Consider the following 17,978-nt stretch of genomic DNA (forward strand, 5'->3'; position numbering starts at 1 on the left):
CTTCTCGGTGGTGCTGGAAGGATTCGAGGGCGGCCCTCCATGCTGGTCGAGTAGCCGCGCAGCGGCGTATCGAGACCCACGGTCCTCAGCAAGCCGGGTCTGCAGACTCCTGCTCTGACGCTGGTGGATCCCCTTGCAGGAGACGCCCGCAATCATGCTGGTCGAGTAGCCCCGCAGGGGCGTATCGAGACCTACCGCCATCAGCAGGGCGGGTCTGCAGACTCCTGTCCTGACGCTGGTGGATCTCGATACGCCCGCTGCACGGGCTACTCGATCAGCAGGGAACCAGTGGCCGTCCCCGCACGCCTACTTCAGTGCCGCGCGCTCCGTGTCGTAGAGCGCCTTGACCTGGTCGGCGGTGAGGGCCGTGTCCCAGACCCGGATCTTCGCGAAGGTGCCCTTCGCGTAGTTGCCGGGGCCGGAGGTGAGCTCGACCGCGCCGACCGTGAAGTCGCCGGCGTTCGGGTTCAGGCCCTCGGTGAAGAGATAGGGGTTCTTCGCGTAGGTCGCGCCCTTGTTGTCCACGAAGCGCGGGTAGGCGACGGAGGTGCCGTCCAGGTAGGAGACGGCGTAGGTGCCGTCGTACGTGCCCACGTGCAGCTGCCAGGTGTACCGAGTGAACTTGTTCCCCGAGGCCGAGTAGTCGCGCGAGTACGGGTAGCCGGGCGTCGGCCCACCGGTGCGCGAGACGTGGAAGGCCGATCGCTCGTCGCCGCCGTAGAGGCCGAGGTCGTAGAAGAGACCGTAGGAGCGGCCCGCGCGCTCGCCGTGCTCGTTCCAGGCGCCGGCGACGTAGCCGGTGCTGTCGTCGGTCATGTAGACCCAGCTCGCGACGGTGACCGCGTTGCCCGTGGCGCCGATCGTCAGGCGACCCGCCGACTCCTGCGGCACCCGGAGGAAGCTCGTCCCGGTCATCGAGATCCCGGAGCCCCAGGGCGTCGAGGTGGTCGTGGCCTTGGTCTTGCCCGCCTGGAGCAGCGGCAGGTCGTTCTCGGTGGAGTAGTACGGCGCGGCGGACTGGGTGAAGTCCCACTGCGCGAGCGGCGCCGGGACGCCGGGCACGGTGGGGGGAGTGGTGGGCGTCGCCGTGGGGGTCGGCGTCGCGGTCGGAGTGGCGGTGGGGGTCGCCGTCGGTGTCGCGGTCGGCGTCGCGGTGGCGGTCGGCGTCGCCGTGGGCGTCGGGGTCCTCGTCGGGGTCGCGGTGGGCGTCGGAGTCGCGGTCGGCGGCGTGGTCGGTGCGGTGGCCGAGACGGTCAGCGCGATCGAGCCGCTGCTGCCGATGTTGCCGGCGGCGTCGCGGGCCTTGGCGATGATCACGTGCGAGGTCACGGCGAGGCTCGAGGTGGTGAGCGACCAGTCGCCGGAGGCCTGCTGCACGGCGTTCCCGACCCGGGTGGAGCCGGACCAGAAGGAGAGAGCGCTGACTCCGACGTCGTCCGACGCGGTGGCGACGAGCGTCACGGTCCGCGGGACGGTGCTCCCCGTGGCGGGCGAGGTGATGCGCGCGGTCGGCTTCGTCGTGTCGGGCTTCGGCGAGCCCGTGGCGGTCGGCGTGGTGCTGGGGCTCGGCGCGGTCGTCGGGCTCGCGGTCGGCGAGGGGGTGGTCGTCGCGGTGGGCGTCGCCGACGGGACCGGGGTCTGCGTGGGGGAGGGACTCGTCGTCGGAACGGGGGTCGAGCCGGTGTTCTGCACGGTGACGCGCGTGGCGGCACTGTTGCCGATGTTCCCTGCCGCGTCCTTGCCCTTGGCCACGAAGACGTGCGAGCCCTCGGCCAGCGTCCGCGTGTCGAGCGGCAGCGTCCAGACGCCCGCCTGCACGGTGGCGTAGCCCAGACGGCGGGTGCCCTCCCAGAACGAGAGCTGGGTGGTCCCGACCGCGTCCGTCGCGGTCGCCGCGAGGGAGATCGTCCCCGCGACCGTCGATCCGCTCACCGGAGCGGTGATGCTCACGACCGGCTTCACCGTGTCGGCGGCGGCGCTCGCCGAGCTGCCGGGCGCGGTGGCCACCATCGGCACCAGGAGGAGGGCTGCGAGCGCTCCCATGATCGTCGCCCGTGCGGTACGTCGTCGCATTGCCGTCCCCTTGTTCCGTCGGTCACGGAAATCCCCCCGGACCGGGGTCAGCCTAGGTCGTGCCGCCTCCTCCGCGCGTGCCCCGGACGGGGACAGATCGTGATCGGGGTCCGACGACCGGCCAGGATCGCCGCCCGGGCGGTGCCCGACGCCCCTGCGACACTGGGATCCGGCGACCGCGGAGTCCGCCGAGGAGGAGGACCGATCGCATGGCAGCAGGAGCGCACCCGGACGCCCGATTGATCGCTCTGCCGGGCGGATCCCCGGTCGTCGCCGACTCGGCCTGGGTGGCCCCGGGCGCGACCCTCGTCGGGGCGGTGGAGCTGGAGGAGGAGTCGAGCGTCTGGTACGGCGCCGTCCTCCGCGCGGAGAGGGCGCGCATCCGGATCGGCCGCGGCAGCAACCTGCAGGACGGCGTGATCGTGCACGTGGACGAGGGCTTCGACGCGATTCTCGGCTCGGGTGTCTCGGTCGGGCACAACGCCGTGCTGCACCGCTGCACCCTCGAGTCCGACGTGCTCGTCGGGATGAACGCGACCGTCCTGAACGGGGTGGTGATCGGCTCCGGGTCGCTCGTCGCCGCCGGCGCCGTAGTGCTCGAGGGCACCGTCGTGCCGCCGGGCTCCCTCGTCGCGGGTGTTCCGGCGAAGGTGCGCCGCGAGCTGTCCGAGCAGGAGCGGGACGGGATCCGCCGCAACGCCGCGTCCTACCTCGCCCTGTCCGATCTGCACCGGGGAGCGGCCGGCGCCGGGACCGACTGAGGCGGTCAGGGAGCGCCAGGGGACCGATCGGCGCCAGAAGTTCCCGCCTCTGGGGTGAGCGTCACTACCGTTCGGGAACAGGTTCCGCCGCGGCACTCCCGGTGCGCGGTCGCCGCCCTCGGATCGACGGCTCACCGGTCGATCGGACACCTCTGACTCCGTCCCACTCTTCCCGAGGAGAATCGTGTCCCCGCACCGACCCCGCCGTTCCCCCCTGATCGTCCTCGGCCTCGCCGCATCCGTGCTCGCGGGAGGAGCGATCGCCCCCGCCGCCGCCGCCGCGACACCGTCCGAGCTGTCCGTCGTCGCCTTCGGCGATTCGATCACCCGAGGCGCCGCGACCTGCGGCACGGAGGACGACTGCCCGGTCAACTCCTGGTCGACCGGTTCCGCCCCCGAGGTCCGCTCCATCGCGACCCGCCTCCAGGAGGTGGCTCCGCAGCGCACGGTCACGACCGACAACCGCGCGAACTCCGGCAGCCGCATCGCCGAGGTCTCCGCGGCGGTCACGGCGGCGCAGGCGGCCGGGGCCGCTCCGGACGTCGTCACGCTCCTCATCGGCGGCAACGACCTCTGCAGCCCCGACGTCCCGGCCGGGCCGGACGCCTACGCGATGACGCCCGCCGCGGACTTCTCCGCCTCGGCGTCGGGCCTGCTCCGGCAGATCAGCTCGGCCTGGCCCCGGGCGACCGTGCTGCTCGGATCGGTGCCGGACATCGGGTCCGAGTGGGAGGTCGTCCAGGGCACACCCGGCAAGCTGATCTGGGGACTGTTCAGCATCTGCCGGACCACGCGCGGGGCCAAGGCCGACAACCACGTCCAGAGGGGGGCCGCCTTCGAGGCGGCGGTCGCCGCAGCCGCTGAGCGCACGAAGCAGTACAACGACGCCCTGGCCTCGGCGTGCTCCGCAGCGGGCCCGCAGTGCATCTGGGACGGCGGTGCCCTCACCAGGACGCCCATCACGAAGGACGTCCTCTCGACGGTCGACTACTTCCACCCGAACGTCGCCGGCCAGGCGCTGGTCGCTAGCGTCCTGTGGGGCCCGGACGCGGTTCCCGCGTGGGCGGTCCCGCACTCCGCAGGCGCTCCGGCTCCGGCTCCGGCGGACCTCCCGACGCTCGACGAGATCGGCATCTCCGATTCGACGAGCGGCGCCCCGGACGATTCGAGGACCCGGGTCGGCATGCGCGAGAACGTGACCGAGCGGGTGGCGCTCGACCGTTCGGCCGGAGCGCAGCCGTCCGAGGGGAGTCCGTCTCCGGCGGACCTCCGGCAGACCGCCGCCGTCGGCCGCTAGCTCAGGGGAGGCGCACTGATTGTCAGAGTGCGCCAGGTGATCAAAGACCGACAACGGCTCAATGAATGCCAGTCGAGTCGATCCGTGCCACAAGTTGGCGGTCTGCGGAGGAGCGGAAATACCTTTCACCACGAGGTTCCGCCGGCGTCGTCCGCGGACCTCCCCGCGGTCGGTCGACCGCTGGAGCCGACGGTCGAACGACCGTGCTCCGCCCTCCTTCATCACCGTCCTTGAGAAGAGCCATGTCCCTCCGTTCCCGCCTGTCCACCGTCGCTCTCGCGGCACTGCTCCTCGCCGGAGGAGCAGCCGCCCCGTCCGCCACCGCCGCCGAGGCCCCCGCGCTCTCGGTCGCCTCGTTCGGCGACTCGATCACCCGCGCCGCCACCACCTGTGGAGGCCGGGGCGACTGCCCCGTCAACTCCTGGGCCACCGGCTCCGCACCCGCGGTGCACTCGGTCGCCACTCGCCTCCAGGAGCTGAACCCGGGGCGCACCGTCACAGCGACGAACTACGCCAAGTCGGGCAGCCGGATCGCGGGAGTCGCCTCGGCGGTGTCCGCCGCGGCGGCCGCCGGGGCCCGGCCCGACGTCGTGACGCTGCTCATCGGCGGCAACGACCTCTGCCACCCCGATCTCCGCGCCGCCGCCGACGGCTACGCGATGACGCCCGCCGACGCGTTCGCCGCGTCGGCGACGAGTGCGCTGCAGCGGATCAGGTCCGCCTGGCCGGAGGCGACCGTCCTCGTCGGGTCGGTGCCGGACGTGGCGTCCGAGTGGGCCGCGGTGCAGACCGGCGCGGGTGCGAGGACCTGGCCGTCGGCCAATCTGTGCCGGACGACGCGCGGAGCCCTCGCCGACAACGTCGTGCAGACCGGTGACGCCTTCACCTCGACGGTGGCGGCCGCGGCCGAGCGCACGCGGCAGTACGACGACGCCCTCGCCTCGGCGTGCGCGGCCGAGGGCCCGCACTGCGTCTGGGACGGCGGCGCCCTCAGCCGCACGGAGATCAGCCCGGAGATCGTCTCGAGCGTCGACTCCTTCCACCCGAACGTCCAGGGCCAGGCCCTGATCGCGCGGGTGCTCTGGGGTCCCGAGGCGGTCCCCGCCTGGGCCGCGCGGCTCATCCAGGGCGCTCCGGTCTCCCCGCCGGCGCCGGCGGTCACCGGCGCACCGGTGACGACTCCCGCTCCGACGACGGCTCCCGCCCCGAAGACCACCCCGTCGTCGAAGACCACCCCCGCGCCGAGGACCACTCCGGCCCCGGCCGGCGCGCGCCGAGCGACGAAGACCGTGACTCCTGCACGGCCCACGACCCCGGCACCCGCAGCGACCCGCGCTCCGGCGCCCGGCTCCACTCCGAGCACGACCCCGAGCCGAGGCCTCGCCGGCACGAAGGACACGACCGCGCCGACGGTGCGCATCACCGGCCCGCTCGCCGGCGACTCGGTCAAGGGGAACGTCGCCCTGGCCGCCGTCTCCGACGACGACACCGCCTCGCTCGTCTTCTCGAGCGAGGGTCGTCGCCTCGGCTCGGCGAAGCACGCGGCGAACGGCGGCTGGACGCTGACCGTGTCGACCAGGGGCTTCCCGAAGGGCGAGCACGATCTCGTCGCCACCGCGACCGACCGCTCGGGCAACACGGGGACGAGTGCCCCCGTCGCCGTCACCGTCCGCTGATCCGGCGTCCGAGCCGCTCCGGCTCGTGACACCACCTCCGGCTCGCCGAACCACCGCGCTTCCGCGAGCCGGAGGTGCCTCCGCGAACGGGGGCCGCTCGCGATCGGGCAGGTGCGGTGGCCTTGCCAGTCGACCGCCGCCACGCCATGCTCGTCCCGGGTCGAGTCCCTCGTCCTGCTCCGCTCCGCAGCGGACCACGTCCGGCGCAGCCCGGCCCCGTGCCTGCGCACCGACGCTCCACGAAGGCACCGTCATGCGCGCGCGACCGAACCGCCGCCCCCTCCGCCGCCCCCTCCGCGGCATCGTCGCCGTCGCGGCCGCACTTCTGCTCCTCGCGACCGCCGCCGTCCCGGTCGCCGCGGCCGAGCCCGCGACGGTCACCGTCCTCGCGCTCGGCGACTCCCTCAGCCAGGGGAGAGCGAGCTGCACGACGAAGGCCGACTGCCCGGTCAACTCCTGGTCGACCGGCTCGGCGACCGCCGTCCGCTCGATCGCCACCCGGCTCCAGGAGACCGCTCCGAGCAGCACGGTCCGCACGGCCAACTACTCGAAGTCCGGCAGCAGGATTCGGGCCGTCGCGGCGATGGTCACGACGGCGGCGGCGGAGGGCGCGTCCCCCGACGTGGTGACCCTCATGATCGGCGGCAACGACCTCTGCCACGGCGACCTCTACCCGGCGGCCGACGGCTACACCATGACGACGGCCGCGGCGTTCTCGGCCTCCGCCTCGAGCCTGCTGCAGCAGATCGGCCGCACCTGGCCGACCGCGACGATCCTGCTCGGCTCGGTGCCGGACGTCGCGTCGGAGTGGGCGGGACTGCGCGGGGGACCGGCCGAGCCCGTGTGGGTGGCGAGCAAGCTGTGCCGGACGACCCGCGGAGTCACGGACACCGGAGGCGTCCTCACCGGCGCGGCCCAGACCGCCTCGGTCGCGGCGGCGGCGCAGCGCACCGTGCAGTACGACGACGCGCTGGCGTCGGCGTGCGCCGCGGTCGGACCGCGGTGCGTCTGGGACGGCGGCGCCTTCACCGCGACGCCGCTCACCCCCGACATCGTGTCGACCCTGGACTGGTTCCACCCGAACGTGCGCGGTCAGGCGCTGATAGCGGACGTGCTCTGGGGTCCCGAGCGGGTCCCGCCGTGGGCCGCGCGCTTCGCCGCTCCGGCGCCCACGCCGTTGCCGACGACGACTCCGGAGCCGACCGCCACCTCGACTCCTGAGCCGACCGTGATCCCGACTTCCGAGCCGACGGTGATCCCGACTTCCGAGCCGACGGCGACACCGACTTCCGAGCCGACGGCGACGCCGACTCCCGAGCCGACCGGCGGCCCTGCTCCGACGGGCACGCCGGTTCCGGAGACCACTCCCACGGCCACAGCGCCCGCGGACCCCGGCGCCACCTCCGCGCCGACTCCGCAGCCGACTCCCTCCGCGTCGTCGCCCGCCACGCCCGCGCCGACTCCCCCCGCAACGCCGACGCCGACGCCGACTCCCTCGTCCACTCCGGCGCCATCGCCGACGGCGACGACGACTCCTCCGGCGACGACGGCACCCACGGCGACTCCGCCACCGAGCAGCACGCCGACGCCGACCCGGACGCCGACCGCGACCGCCACCACGACGCCGACTCGCACGCCGACGCCGACGCCGACGCTGACACGCACGCCGTCCGCGACACCGACTCGCGCACCCTCTGCGACTCCGACGCCGACGCCGACTCCGACGCCGGTCCGCGACACGACCGCCCCCGTCGCGCGCATCACCAGCCCGGTCGCGGGCAGCACCGTCGTGGGAACCGTCACTCTGGTCGCCGTGTCCGACCCGGACACCGCGTCCCTCGTCTTCTGGACCGGCAGGACCCGCATCGGCGCCGCCAAGCAGGCCGCGGACGGCAGCTGGACGCTCACGGTCTCGACGGCCGGCTTCACGAAGGGGTCGCATCCGGTCACCGCCAAGCCGGTCGATCGCGCGGGCAATACGTCGACGAGCGCCGCTGTCACCGTCACCGTCCGCTGACCAGCCAGGGCCGCCGTCAGGCGCCTGCAGGCCAACGGCGGTCCTCGTGAAAGCGGTGCAGGACGCACCGAAGGATTCGACCTGTGCCGCGCCTCACCTATGGGGGGAGCAGGCCGATCGTGAGGCGGCGTCGCGGTGCTGCACCGTCGGCCAGGCTCTGAGCAGCCGGCACCGCCGGAGTGGCCGGGCTCCCTGAGCGGCACTTCTCCGGGCGGATCCGGCGGTTCCCCTCCCCGTCCCCCGGTCGCCCGGTCGACGGAGCCCGCGCCCCCGCCACGCTCCGCCGCCGCGGCACCACGTCGCCCCACGAGAGCAGAGTCATGCCCCCGCGCCCGGCCCGCCGTTCCCCCCTGTCCGTCCTCCTCCTGATCGTGCTCCTCCTCGTCGGCGCGGCCGCGGTGCCCGCCGCGGCCGCCGAACCGGCCCCCACCCTGTCGGTCGTCTCCTTCGGCGACTCGATCACTCGCGGCGCGTCGAGCTGCGGCACCCGCGCCGACTGCCCGGTCAACTCCTGGTCGACCGGGACCGCGAGCGCGGTCCGCTCGATCGCCACCCGCCTCCAGGAGGTGAACCCGGGCAGCGTCGTCACCACGGCGAACTATGCCAAGTCGGGGAGCCGGATCAACGCCGTCGCCTCGACCGTGACCGCCGCCGCCTCGGCCGGCGCGGACCCCGACGTCATCACCCTCCTGGTGGGCGGGAACGACCTCTGCCACCCCGACCTCACGGGCGCCGCCGACGGGTACGCGATGACTCCCGCCGCCTCCTTCAGCGCCTCCGCGTCGAGCGTGCTGCGTCAGATCGGGTCGACCTGGCCGGAGGCGACGGTCCTCGTCGGCTCGATGCCGGACATCGCCTCCGAGTGGGCGGGCCTGCGCGGGGGACCGGCCGAGGCGGGCTGGCCGGCGAACCGGCTCTGCCGCACGACCCGCGGGGCGACGGCCGACAACGTCGTCCAGACCGGCGACGCCTACACCGCGGCGGTCACCGCAGCTGCGCAGCGCACCCGGCAGTTCAACGACGCCCTCGCCGCGGCCTGCTCCGCCGTCGGCTCCCGCTGCGTCTGGGACGACGGCGCCTTCACCGCCGCCACCGTCTCGCCCGACATCGTGTCCACCGTCGACTACTTCCACCCCAACGCCCGCGGCCAGGCCCTGATCGCCGACCTCCTCTGGGGCCCCGAGGCCGTGCCCGACTGGGCGGCGCCCGAGCCGACGTCGACGCCCGTGCCCTCCACGCCGCCGACCGCTGCGCCGACGAGCGTCCCGACGCCCAGCACCTCCCCGGCACCGACAGCCGTCCCCGAGCCGACCGATCCTGACGAGACCCCGACCCCGACCGCGACCCCCACCCCGACCACCACTCCGACTCCGTCTCCGTCCGCGACTGCCACGCCGACCGCGACCGCGACGCCGAGTGCAACGCCGACCGCGACGCCGACCGCGACTGCCACGCCGACCGCGACGCCGACCGCGACCGCGACCGCGACTCCGATCGCGACGCCGACCGCAACCGCGACTCCGACTGCGACTGCATCGCCGGCTCCGACCGCGACCGCGACTCCGACCGCGACCCCGACTCCGACTGCCTCTCCGACTCCGACGCGCACGCCGACGCCTACTCCGGCCCGAGACACGGCTGCACCGTCCTCGCGCATCACCAGCCCGACCGCGGGCAGCACCGTCGTCGGAACGGTCACCCTCGTCGCGGTCGCGGACGCCGACACCACGTCCCTGGTCTTCTGGACGGGCAGCACGCGGATCGGGACCGCGAAGAAGGCGGCCGACGGCACCTGGAAGCTGACCGTCTCCACCAAGGGCTTCCCCAAGGGCGAGCACCAGGTCGTGTCGAAGGCATCGGACGCCGCGGGCAACACCGCGTCGAGCGCCCCGGTCGCCGTCACCGTCCGCTGAGGGATCCCCGCCCCCTGCTGATCGAGTAGCCCTCGCAGAGGGCGTATCGAGATCCACCTCTGCTGAGGACGGCGGGTCTCGATACGCCGCTAAGCGGCTACTCGACCAGCATGGTGAAGCCACCCGATCGCTGCGTGGAGCCCATGTCGATCGAGTAACGCGCCGAGAGGGCGTATCCAGATCCACCGCGCTGAGGACGGCGGGTCTCGATACGCCGCTGTGCGGCTACTCGACCAGCAAGGGGAAGCCGCCCGATCGCTGCGTGGAGGCCCATGCTGATCGAGTAGCCCTCGCAGAGGGCGTATCGAGATCCACCCTGCTGGGCACGGCGGTCTCGATACGCCGCTGCGCGGCTGCTCGACCAGCAAAGGGGAGGAAGTAATCGGAGGGGCGGACGAGAATCGAACTCGCATCATCTGTTTGGAAGACAGATGGCACCCTACTTTTCCGACCCTGCTGTTCCGCCGCAGAGCCCGGAATGACGGGAATTGGCGTATCGGTCTGTGTTGATCCGTGCCACAACTTTCTGCTCGGTATCGACTGCTACTGGCACAGATCTGGCACGACTGGCGGGGTGTACTCGACCCGGCTCAGCGGTAGATGGCGACGATCGTGAGGATGACGTCGGGCGAGGTGAGGGTCAGGTCCGTCTCGTCGAACGTGACGCCCAGATCTGTCCCGACCGGGAGGAGCTTCATGAAGGCCGTTTGCATCAAGTTGGTCTCCATCTGAGACGGCGGTACGTCTCGGAACATTCGTAGTGACGGCACGTTCTGGTCCGTGGCCAGCAGCGATTCGACCTGTGCGATGACGGTGTACTCGCCGGAGATGGCGTCGGCTCCGGCGACCAGGTACGCCTCGTCGAGGGTGCCGATGACCCGCGGGCCCGCCACTCCCAAAGGTGCGATGTAGATCTGGAGCTTGGTCGAGCCACCTTTCCCAGTCAGGAGGGACTTGACCTGCGACACCAACTTTTTGATTTCGGCCACCTTCGCGGTCGGTTGCTTGAACGGAGATGCAGGATCTGTCGCCCCATCCGCGAACGCGACGAACGTCTTGAGGATCATCTGTGTTGGCGAGAGCGCCACCGTCGCGCCGAACTCGACCGTGTCGCCGACCTCCAGCTCGTTCCGCGTCTCCAGATCCCACGCAGTGAGCCGACCGATGGCCTCCTCCTCGCCGAGAACGCGCCGCCATGAGTCGAAGGCGGAAAATCTCGTTCGCGTCAGCTTCAGCTCTTCCTCGACGCTGCCTGCTTTCTTCTTCGAGCCGGACAGCTTGTTGGAGCCGTAGCCGACACCGCCGGAGAAACCGCCCTCGCTGGTCTCGCCGAACTTCTGGATGATCTCGTCAATCGCACCCGATTCCAGCGCTGAGAGCGAGTTCACGACCGCGTCGTGGTTGAGGTAGAGAAAGTCGCGGTGCAGACGTTTCTTCGGTTTCTTGTAGCCAGACATGAGCAGAACCTACCGCCAAGTCAGCGCTCCGCCCACACCGCTCGAAGCAAGGGGGCTTCGCCCGCGCGCAAGGGGTTGGAATCGGCCATGGATGGACATCGTGCCACGCCCCGGCTGTCGATGGCGACGGTCTGCACAGGCGATGATGGCGAACGTGACGATTGAGACTGCACTCCAAGCGATCCGTGACACCTATCCCGACCTCGAGGGATGGCAGGCGCGCGCCAAGCGTCCCGAACAGCCGGAACCTCGCAGTCAGCTAGCGACAGACGACGCACGCTTCCGCTGGCATCCGATCAGCGAGACAGCTCGTCTCTCGCTGGTGCTCGCAGGGGAGCACCTGCGTCTAGCAGCAACCGCGATCGAAGCGCGTCAGGTCTATCCGAGCGCGCACTTCACGGTCATTCGGGGGGCCCTGATGGGGGCATCCCAAGCGGTCTGGATGCTCGCGCCGGACGAGGCGGCCGAGCGTCAGGAACGCGGACTGATTGTGATCGGCGAGATGTACCAGGAGTTGCAGAAGTTCTACAACGAGGTGGGGGCCGATCAGCTCGGCGACGAGGAGCAACGCGACCTCCACAGACAGATCCAGTGGTGCCGGGAAAGGATCGGACAGGTCGCGGCCCTGCGGCGAAGTGGCGCGAAGCTTAACCAGACGGAGATCATTAAGTGGGCCGTGCAGCACCGGTTTCGGGAGCCCAAGCGCAGGACGGCAGTGAAACTCTTCTGGCGACAGATGAGTGCGGACGCTCATGTTCTAGGATGGGGCCTATTTCAGAGGTCGTCGCCCCCCAGGCCGGTACGGCAGTCCGGGATCGGGCTCGCTGAGGCGAGCGGCAGCCTCGAGCACGTTGCCGAGCCGTTCGTGGCCGCCCACCTTCTGCTCAAGGAGGGCTGGTCCCTTTTCGACCGACGCTGCGAAGCTCCACAAGTCTGATGCGCCTGCCTCAGCCCAAGCCGTTCGGAGGCGCCGCGGTGGGTGGCTCGGGCTAGCTCCACACGGCCATATCGTAGGAGAAGCCTTCCGAGTCGCAAGCCCGCTTCACGCGCTTGACGTTCTCGGTGTAGTCGTCACTGTCGATGTAGAGCCAGTAGACGCCCTTCTCGGGCAGTTCATCGACGAGGGTCGCGACGCGCTCTGAGACCTCTCCATCGGCCTCGAGAGATACCTCATCAAAGCGACCCTCGTACTCGCCGTACACCTCATCGGCAGTCTCATCGGGTGGATTCACGATGTCACTCGCCAGATCTTTTGTGATCGCTGCAAACTCCGCGCATGCCGACTTGTTCGGTGGTGTGGTCGGGGTCGGCGTGCTCTCTTCTGCCACTTCGGTGGTAGCAGCACACCCGCTCAGTAGCAGGACAAGAAATAGCGGCACGACCCTACGCTTCAGCATCCGCTGATCGTAGCGATTCGCAGGGAAAGCCACCACGCCCCGACGGCCCCCCGCTGCCGCCAGGCGCCCCTCCGTTGTGGATGAACGGTGGCCTGGCCGACACTCGCTCCATTGCTCCTGATCTGGGCGGTCGACGCGATACGTTCGCGGCGTGGATCCCCTAATCACAGCTGCTTCCGTTGCCTCGCAGACCGCCAATTCTGAAGCAGCGAAGACTGCGGGCAAGCTCATGGAGCGTGTCCTCGGGCCAAGTGCCGATGCACTCGGGGACGCGTTGGGGCAGTACACGGAGTATCGACTTCGGAATGTGACGAAGGTGCTTGCCCGGGCGGAGGGTAAGGGTCGTAGGCGCGAGGAGCCGCCCCACCCCCGCGTCGCTCATCGGATCCTTGAGGAGGGTTCGTACGTCGAAGACGAGGTCATGGCGGAGTATCTCTCCGGAGTCCTGGCGGCCAGCCGAGGAGACGGCAGCGATGACCGTGGTACATCATGGGTCGCGCTCGTCGCTTCGATGAGCGCCCTCCAGCTACGCCTCCACTTCATGCTGTACCGAGAGTGGACGGTAGCCGCTGTCGCCAATTCGGACGTGAAGGTCGCCCATTCCGAGGGGAGAAGCCTGCTGCAAATGTCCGCTGCCGTCCCTGAAGTGGTCGAGATTCTTTCACCAGGCACGACCGATGTGAAGAAGGCAGCCGGCCAGCTCTACCATGCCGTGACTGGACTCGCAAGGCTGTCACTGCTCGACTCCGACTGGCGGCTCGGCCCATCGCAGGAATCCGAGGTAACCGTCCCTTGGGCGGTCGAGCTGAGGACGACAATGTCCCCGAGCGGCATGGAGCTGTTTTCGTGGGCGCTTGGGGAACCGGACTTCACCATGCAACAGTTCCGGACCCTTGCCGGCATCGCCTCCGACTCCGACTTGCCCCGGATGCGGAGCCTTCAGTTCCCCAAGGTGCACTGGACGCCGCCGGCGTGACCAGGACCCCCGGCCTGTCTACATGTGAGTGAGCGGTGCCTTGCGCGCCCGCGCGCGAGGCATGTACTGGCTCATGGGTGGAGTACCTTGCCCGCGCGCGAGGGATTTTCTGGCCCATGGGTTCACTGCGCGAACGCAGGAAGGCCCCGGCTCGGAGTGAGCGCAGGGCCTTCGTCTGTCGTGCTGCCTATTGGTCGCGGAGAGCGTCCGGGGTGTCCTTCCCGAGGTCGAGGTCGAGGCGGCGGCCGTGGTCGTCCTCGAGCTTGCGGCGAGTCGCTGCGACGCGAAAAGCATGCAGGGCCAGCGGGCCGGCGTTCGCTGGCCGGTAGGTGCGGCCCCCGACCGTGACCGAAGAGACGCCACCGCCCTGCTCGAGTACCGCGTGGTTGTCCGGGTCGAATCGCTCGGGGCGGACGCGATCCCATTCGAGCGCTGGTACTCCGCGTGCCTGAAGTGCCTTCGCGACATCGAGGATCCACACGTTGTGCTTCTCGACCGCGCGGGCGAGATCCTCAATCGCCTCCGCCGCGTAGTCGTGCTTGCCAGGTAAGTCAGGTTTCCGAGAGGGGAGGCCGGATGCCGCGAGCTTCGCGTCGCCGGTGACTCTCGCCCTGGTCCGAGCGAGGTCGTCACGCTGGCGAGCGCGGGTGCCCTTGTCACGGAGGCGAGCGTGCGCGACGCGAGCCTGAGCCGCGCCGAGGTCAAGGGGTGAGCCCTCGCCGCGGCGGATACGGCGCTGGAGTGCGGCGAGGTTGCCCTCTGCCAGCTCGAGGGGTGTCGGGTCGGTCATCGTGCTCGGAGAGCATCCGGGACGTCGCGGCCGAGCACGTTTGCGATGCGCTTCCCCTGCCCGTCAATGAGCCCGTGGCGCTCCGCGACGATCTTGAGCGGGCTGCGGGCCCAGAGCCCGGCCTGCTGCGCGCGGAGGGTCACGCCGCCCGCGGTGACCTCTGTGGCGACCCATCCGTTCCGACCCCTGCTGGTTCTGACCTTCGGAGCGCACCTGCGCCTCGGAGAGCTGATCGCGCTCGAGCGGCGCGACCTCGACCTCGACTCCGGGACGCTCGTCGTAGAGCGGCAGACAGTCACGGTCGGAGGCGAGCACATCACGACGCCGACGAAGACCGGCAACGCCCGAACGGTCGCGCTCCCCGCCTCGATCATCGCCGCCATGCGAGAGCACCTCGCCGGCCGCGGCAGCACCTTTGGACGGGCGCCACTGTTCGCTCAGGCCGACGGTCGCGGCTACTCGCGGGCGCAGGTGCAGCGGGCCTGGAAGAAGGCGACGAGGGCCCTCGAGCTGGACCAGTTCCAGGTGCACGACATCCGGCACGCAGGGCTCACCGCGGCGGCCCAGGCGGGGCGACGACGAGGGAGCTGATGCAGCGCGGAGGGCACCGCTCGCCGACTGTCGCGCTGACCTATCAGCACGCCGCGGAGGAGCGCGGGCGGATCATCGCGGCCGGCATTGATGCGGCCCTCGGAGCCTCTTCCGAGAGCGGCTATGGCACGCGGCTGGCACGAACGGCCAACGATGCCCTGCCACTCCGACCAGCAGACGACGACGATAACGCGGGCTGACCGGGGCTTTCTTTCCTCGGAGGGGCTGACGAGAATCGAACTCGCATCATCTGTTTGGAAGACAGAGGCTTTACCACTAAGCTACAGCCCCGAAATCGGCATTCCGGAGAACCCGCCGCGGGCCGCCCTCTCGGGCGGGGCCCGTCGTCTCGACCGGGCACCAGGACACTGTAGTACACGACCGGATCACGTTGCGACGCCGACCGGCGAAGCCGCCCCCGCGCGCCTGTTCCGGCCGCAGGAGTGCGGTGCAGTACACTTGCGAAGGCCATTTCGGCGTGTCGCGCCAGTGACCGTGCAGGAAGGGCTCGACGAGAGTCCTCATCGGCACGGTGCACCGGCCCGCGCAACCGGGGCGTAGCTCAGCTTGGCTAGAGCGCCCGCTTTGGGAGCGGGAGGTCGCAGGTTCGAATCCTGTCGCCCCGACCACGAGTACTCATCGTGACGACATCGACCCGTGACGACCGGTCACACGGCGCCGACACCAACCAGCACAGGAGATCCCCTCACGTGAAGACCACGGTAGAAAAGCTGAGCCCGACCCGCGTCAAGCTCGCGATTTCGGTCACCCCGGACGAGCTCGGCCCCAGCATCACCCACGCCTACGGCCACATCGCCGAGCAGATCAACGTCCCCGGCTTCCGCAAGGGCAAGGTCCCGCCGGCGATCGTCGACCAGCGGGTCGGCAAGGCCGCCGTCCTCGAGCACGCGGTCAACGAGGGGCTCGACGGCTTCTACCGCGAGGCCGTCCGCGAGACCGAGGTGCGCCCCCTGGGGCGCCCGCAGGCCGACATCGTCGCCTGGCCGAGCGACAAGGACTTCACCGGCGACCTCGAGCTCGCCATCGAGGTCGACGTCCGCCCCGAGATCACGGTCCCGGCCTACGACGGCCTCGAGCTGACGGTCGACGCGGCCGAGGTGACCGACGCCGACGTCGACGCCGAGCTCGACAAGCTCCGCAGCCGCTTCGGCACGCTCGTCACCGTCGATCGCCCCGCGACGACCGGCGACTTCGCGCAGATCGACCTCATCGCGACCATCGACGGCGTCGAGGTCGACACGGCCAACGCCATCTCCTACGAGCTCGGCTCGGGCGAGCTGATCGAGGGCATCGACGAGGCGCTCGACTCGCTCACCGCGGGGGAGAGCACCACGTTCACCGCTCCGCTGCTCGGTGGCGACCACGCCGGCCAGCAGGCCGAGATCGCCGTGACGCTCACCGCCGTCAAGGAGCGCGAGCTCCCCGACGCCGACGACGACTTCGCGCAGATCGCCAGCGAGTTCGACACCATCGCCGAGCTGCGCGACTCGCTCAAGGAGCAGGCCGCCCAGCAGAAGACCTTCGGTCAGGGCGGCCAGGCGCGCGAGAAGCTCGTCGAGGCCCTCCTCGGCCTCGTCGAGGTTCCCGTCCCCGCCGCGCTCGTCGAGGACGAGGTGCACCGCCACCTCGAGGGCGAGAACCGCCTCGAGGACGCCGAGCACCGCGCCGAGGTCACCGAGGCGAGCGAGAAGACCTTCAAGACCCAGATCCTCCTCGACCACGTCGTCGAGCAGGAGAAGGTCCAGGTCAGCCAGGACGAGCTCACGCAGTACCTGATCCAGGGTGCGGCGCAGTACGGCATGGAGCCGAACGAGTTCATCAAGATCCTCTCCGAGAACAACCAGATCGGCCAGATGGTCGGCGAGGTCGCCCGCAACAAGGCGCTCGCCATCGTCCTGGGCAAGGCGAAGGTCACCGACACCGAGGGCAACGCCGTCGACCTGACCGCGTTCACCGCCGTCCCCGGCGACGACGCGGACGAGACCGCCGACGACGCCACGACCGCCGAGGTCGACGCGCCCGCCGCCGAGGCCGTCGAGGAGGCCGTCGTCGAGGAGGCCCCCGCCGCCGCCGAGGCGCCCGCCGAGGAGGAGGCCGCTCCGGCCCCCAAGAAGAAGCGCGCCCCCGCGAAGAAGAAGGCTCCGGCCGCCGAGGACACCCCGGCCGCCGAGTAGTCCTCGACGCAGAACGACAGGAGCCGCTCCCGGATCACCGGGGGCGGCTCTCGTCGTCCCGGCCCGAGTCCCTGCACGGTCCCGCCCGCCCGCCGCCCGCCCGCCGCCCGCCCGCAGTCCGCCCCGGGCGAACACCGGGGGCTCCGGCTCCGCCCCCGGCGAACACGGCCGGGTCGCCCGGGTGGCGTCCGATAGATTCGCCTCCGAAGCGACAACTGAAACGGAGCGACACATGGCCGATATGGCGATGCCCAACAGTGTTTTCGACCGCCTTCTCAAGGACCGGATCATCTGGCTCGGTTCTGAGGTGCGCGACGAGAATGCGAACGAGATCGCAGCGAAGCTCCTGCTCCTCGCGGCCGAGGACGCCGAGAAGGACATCTTCCTGTACATCAACTCGCCCGGCGGCTCGATCACCGCGGGAATGGCGATCTACGACACGATGCAGTTCGTGCCGAACGACATCGTGACGGTCGGCATCGGCATGGCGGCGTCCATGGGTCAGCTCCTGCTCACCGCGGGGACCCAGGGCAAGCGCTACATCACGCCGAACGCCCGCGTCCTGCTGCACCAGCCGCACGGCGGGTTCGGCGGCACCGCGTCCGACATCCAGACGCAGGCGCAGCTGATCCTCGACATGAAGAAGCGCCTCGCCGAGATCACCGCCAAGGCGACCGGCAAGACCGTCGAGCAGGTCAACGAGGACGGCGACCGCGACCGCTGGTTCAGCGCCGAGGAGGCCCTGGCCTACGGCTTCGTCGACCACATCCGCTCCTCGGCGACCGACGTCGCCGGCGGCGGCGGAACCGCCACCGACAGCTGAGCACCCCGACGC

At 70.7% G+C, this 17,978-nt stretch carries 14 protein-coding genes and 3 tRNA genes; 11 read left to right on the forward strand and 6 right to left on the reverse strand.

Features of this window, described 5'->3' with window-relative positions:
* Window positions 1–306: 306 nt before the first annotated feature.
* Window positions 307–2,073, reverse strand: a complete 1,767-nt coding sequence (locus EDF17_RS19765; protein WP_166649614.1) for an Ig-like domain-containing protein — start codon at window positions 2,071–2,073, stop codon at window positions 307–309.
* A gap of 209 nt (window positions 2,074–2,282) precedes the next feature.
* Between EDF17_RS19765 and EDF17_RS06945 the strand changes: the two genes are divergently transcribed.
* The 5 genes from EDF17_RS06945 (at window position 2,283) to EDF17_RS06975 (ending at window position 9,737) form a co-directional block, all read left to right on the forward strand.
* Window positions 2,283–2,834: a gamma carbonic anhydrase family protein gene (locus EDF17_RS06945; protein WP_123445799.1), complete on the forward strand. Its 552-nt coding sequence runs from the start codon at window positions 2,283–2,285 to the stop codon at window positions 2,832–2,834.
* A 184-nt stretch (window positions 2,835–3,018) separates the two neighbouring features.
* Complete coding sequence (locus EDF17_RS06950; protein ID WP_166649615.1) at window positions 3,019–4,131, forward strand: GDSL-type esterase/lipase family protein; 1,113 nt, start codon at window positions 3,019–3,021, stop codon at window positions 4,129–4,131.
* Between the two features lie 242 nt (window positions 4,132–4,373).
* Window positions 4,374–5,807, forward strand: coding sequence for a GDSL-type esterase/lipase family protein (locus EDF17_RS19770; protein WP_166649616.1), 1,434 nt, complete (start codon window positions 4,374–4,376; stop codon window positions 5,805–5,807).
* Window positions 5,808–6,060: 253 nt separating this feature from the next.
* Window positions 6,061–7,824 (forward strand): SGNH/GDSL hydrolase family protein, encoded by a 1,764-nt coding sequence (locus EDF17_RS20455; protein WP_123445801.1) that lies wholly within the window; start codon window positions 6,061–6,063, stop codon window positions 7,822–7,824.
* Between the two features lie 320 nt (window positions 7,825–8,144).
* On the forward strand, window positions 8,145–9,737 hold the full coding sequence (locus EDF17_RS06975; RefSeq protein WP_166649617.1) for a GDSL-type esterase/lipase family protein: 1,593 nt from the start codon (window positions 8,145–8,147) through the stop codon (window positions 9,735–9,737).
* 386 nt (window positions 9,738–10,123) lie between these two features.
* Here the strand turns inward: EDF17_RS06975 and EDF17_RS19775 are convergent.
* Window positions 10,124–10,191, reverse strand: a tRNA-Ser gene (locus EDF17_RS19775).
* A 136-nt stretch (window positions 10,192–10,327) separates the two neighbouring features.
* Window positions 10,328–11,194: a hypothetical protein gene (locus EDF17_RS06980; RefSeq protein WP_123445802.1), complete on the reverse strand. Its 867-nt coding sequence runs from the start codon at window positions 11,192–11,194 to the stop codon at window positions 10,328–10,330.
* Window positions 11,195–11,348: 154 nt separating this feature from the next.
* Between EDF17_RS06980 and EDF17_RS06985 the strand changes: the two genes are divergently transcribed.
* Window positions 11,349–12,131 (forward strand): hypothetical protein, encoded by a 783-nt coding sequence (locus EDF17_RS06985; protein ID WP_133671932.1) that lies wholly within the window; start codon window positions 11,349–11,351, stop codon window positions 12,129–12,131.
* A 52-nt stretch (window positions 12,132–12,183) separates the two neighbouring features.
* Here the strand turns inward: EDF17_RS06985 and EDF17_RS06990 are convergent, their stop codons facing one another.
* Window positions 12,184–12,591 carry a hypothetical protein gene (locus EDF17_RS06990; RefSeq protein WP_133671934.1) on the reverse strand — a complete coding sequence of 136 codons (408 nt, stop codon included), beginning with the start codon at window positions 12,589–12,591 and terminating at the stop codon, window positions 12,184–12,186.
* Window positions 12,592–12,742: 151 nt separating this feature from the next.
* On the opposite strand from EDF17_RS06990, the gene EDF17_RS06995 reads away from it, so the two are divergent.
* Window positions 12,743–13,567 (forward strand): hypothetical protein, encoded by an 825-nt coding sequence (locus tag EDF17_RS06995; RefSeq protein WP_133671936.1) that lies wholly within the window; start codon window positions 12,743–12,745, stop codon window positions 13,565–13,567.
* Window positions 13,568–13,754: 187 nt separating this feature from the next.
* Here the strand turns inward: EDF17_RS06995 and EDF17_RS07000 are convergent, their stop codons facing one another.
* A complete protein-coding gene (locus EDF17_RS07000; protein WP_133671938.1) occupies window positions 13,755–14,357 on the reverse strand; it encodes a hypothetical protein in 603 nt (200 codons plus the stop codon).
* A 162-nt stretch (window positions 14,358–14,519) separates the two neighbouring features.
* Here EDF17_RS07000 and EDF17_RS07005 point away from each other — a divergent pair, with 162 nt between their 5' ends.
* Window positions 14,520–14,948: a tyrosine-type recombinase/integrase gene (locus EDF17_RS07005; protein ID WP_166649618.1), complete on the forward strand. Its 429-nt coding sequence runs from the start codon at window positions 14,520–14,522 to the stop codon at window positions 14,946–14,948.
* Between the two features lie 220 nt (window positions 14,949–15,168).
* On the opposite strand, the gene EDF17_RS07010 is transcribed toward EDF17_RS07005, so the two are convergent.
* Window positions 15,169–15,239 (reverse strand) — tRNA-Gly (locus EDF17_RS07010).
* Between the two features lie 260 nt (window positions 15,240–15,499).
* Here EDF17_RS07010 and EDF17_RS07015 point away from each other — a divergent pair.
* The 3 genes from EDF17_RS07015 to EDF17_RS07025 all read left to right on the forward strand — a co-directional run bounded on the left by EDF17_RS07015 (window position 15,500) and on the right by EDF17_RS07025 (window position 17,966).
* Window positions 15,500–15,577 (forward strand) — tRNA-Pro (locus tag EDF17_RS07015).
* Between the two features lie 81 nt (window positions 15,578–15,658).
* Window positions 15,659–17,143: a trigger factor gene (tig, locus tag EDF17_RS07020; protein WP_123445809.1), complete on the forward strand. Its 1,485-nt coding sequence runs from the start codon at window positions 15,659–15,661 to the stop codon at window positions 17,141–17,143.
* A gap of 181 nt (window positions 17,144–17,324) precedes the next feature.
* The gene (locus EDF17_RS07025) at window positions 17,325–17,966 is read left to right on the forward strand and encodes an ATP-dependent Clp protease proteolytic subunit (protein ID WP_260321495.1); all 642 of its coding nucleotides are present in this window, start codon (window positions 17,325–17,327) and stop codon (window positions 17,964–17,966) included.
* Window positions 17,967–17,978: the final 12 nt, after the last annotated feature.

The organism is Rathayibacter sp. PhB1 (assembly GCF_004362935.1).
GTDB lineage: Bacteria > Actinomycetota > Actinomycetes > Actinomycetales > Microbacteriaceae > Rathayibacter > Rathayibacter festucae.

Bases quoted from the DNA above. Each gene is read 5' to 3' on its own strand.
- EDF17_RS19765 (WP_166649614.1), bottom strand. From the start codon at position 2,073: ATGCGACGACGTACCGCACGGGCGACGATCATGGGAGCGCTCGCAGCC.
- EDF17_RS06945 (WP_123445799.1), top strand. From the start codon at position 2,283: ATGGCAGCAGGAGCGCACCCGGACGCCCGATTGATCGCTCTGCCGGGC.
- EDF17_RS19770 (WP_166649616.1), top strand. From the start codon at position 4,374: ATGTCCCTCCGTTCCCGCCTGTCCACCGTCGCTCTCGCGGCACTGCTC.
- EDF17_RS20455 (WP_123445801.1), top strand. From the start codon at position 6,061: ATGCGCGCGCGACCGAACCGCCGCCCCCTCCGCCGCCCCCTCCGCGGC.
- EDF17_RS06975 (WP_166649617.1), top strand. From the start codon at position 8,145: ATGCCCCCGCGCCCGGCCCGCCGTTCCCCCCTGTCCGTCCTCCTCCTG.
- EDF17_RS06980 (WP_123445802.1), bottom strand. From the start codon at position 11,194: ATGTCTGGCTACAAGAAACCGAAGAAACGTCTGCACCGCGACTTTCTC.
- EDF17_RS06990 (WP_133671934.1), bottom strand. From the start codon at position 12,591: ATGCTGAAGCGTAGGGTCGTGCCGCTATTTCTTGTCCTGCTACTGAGC.
- EDF17_RS07000 (WP_133671938.1), bottom strand. From the start codon at position 14,357: ATGACCGACCCGACACCCCTCGAGCTGGCAGAGGGCAACCTCGCCGCA.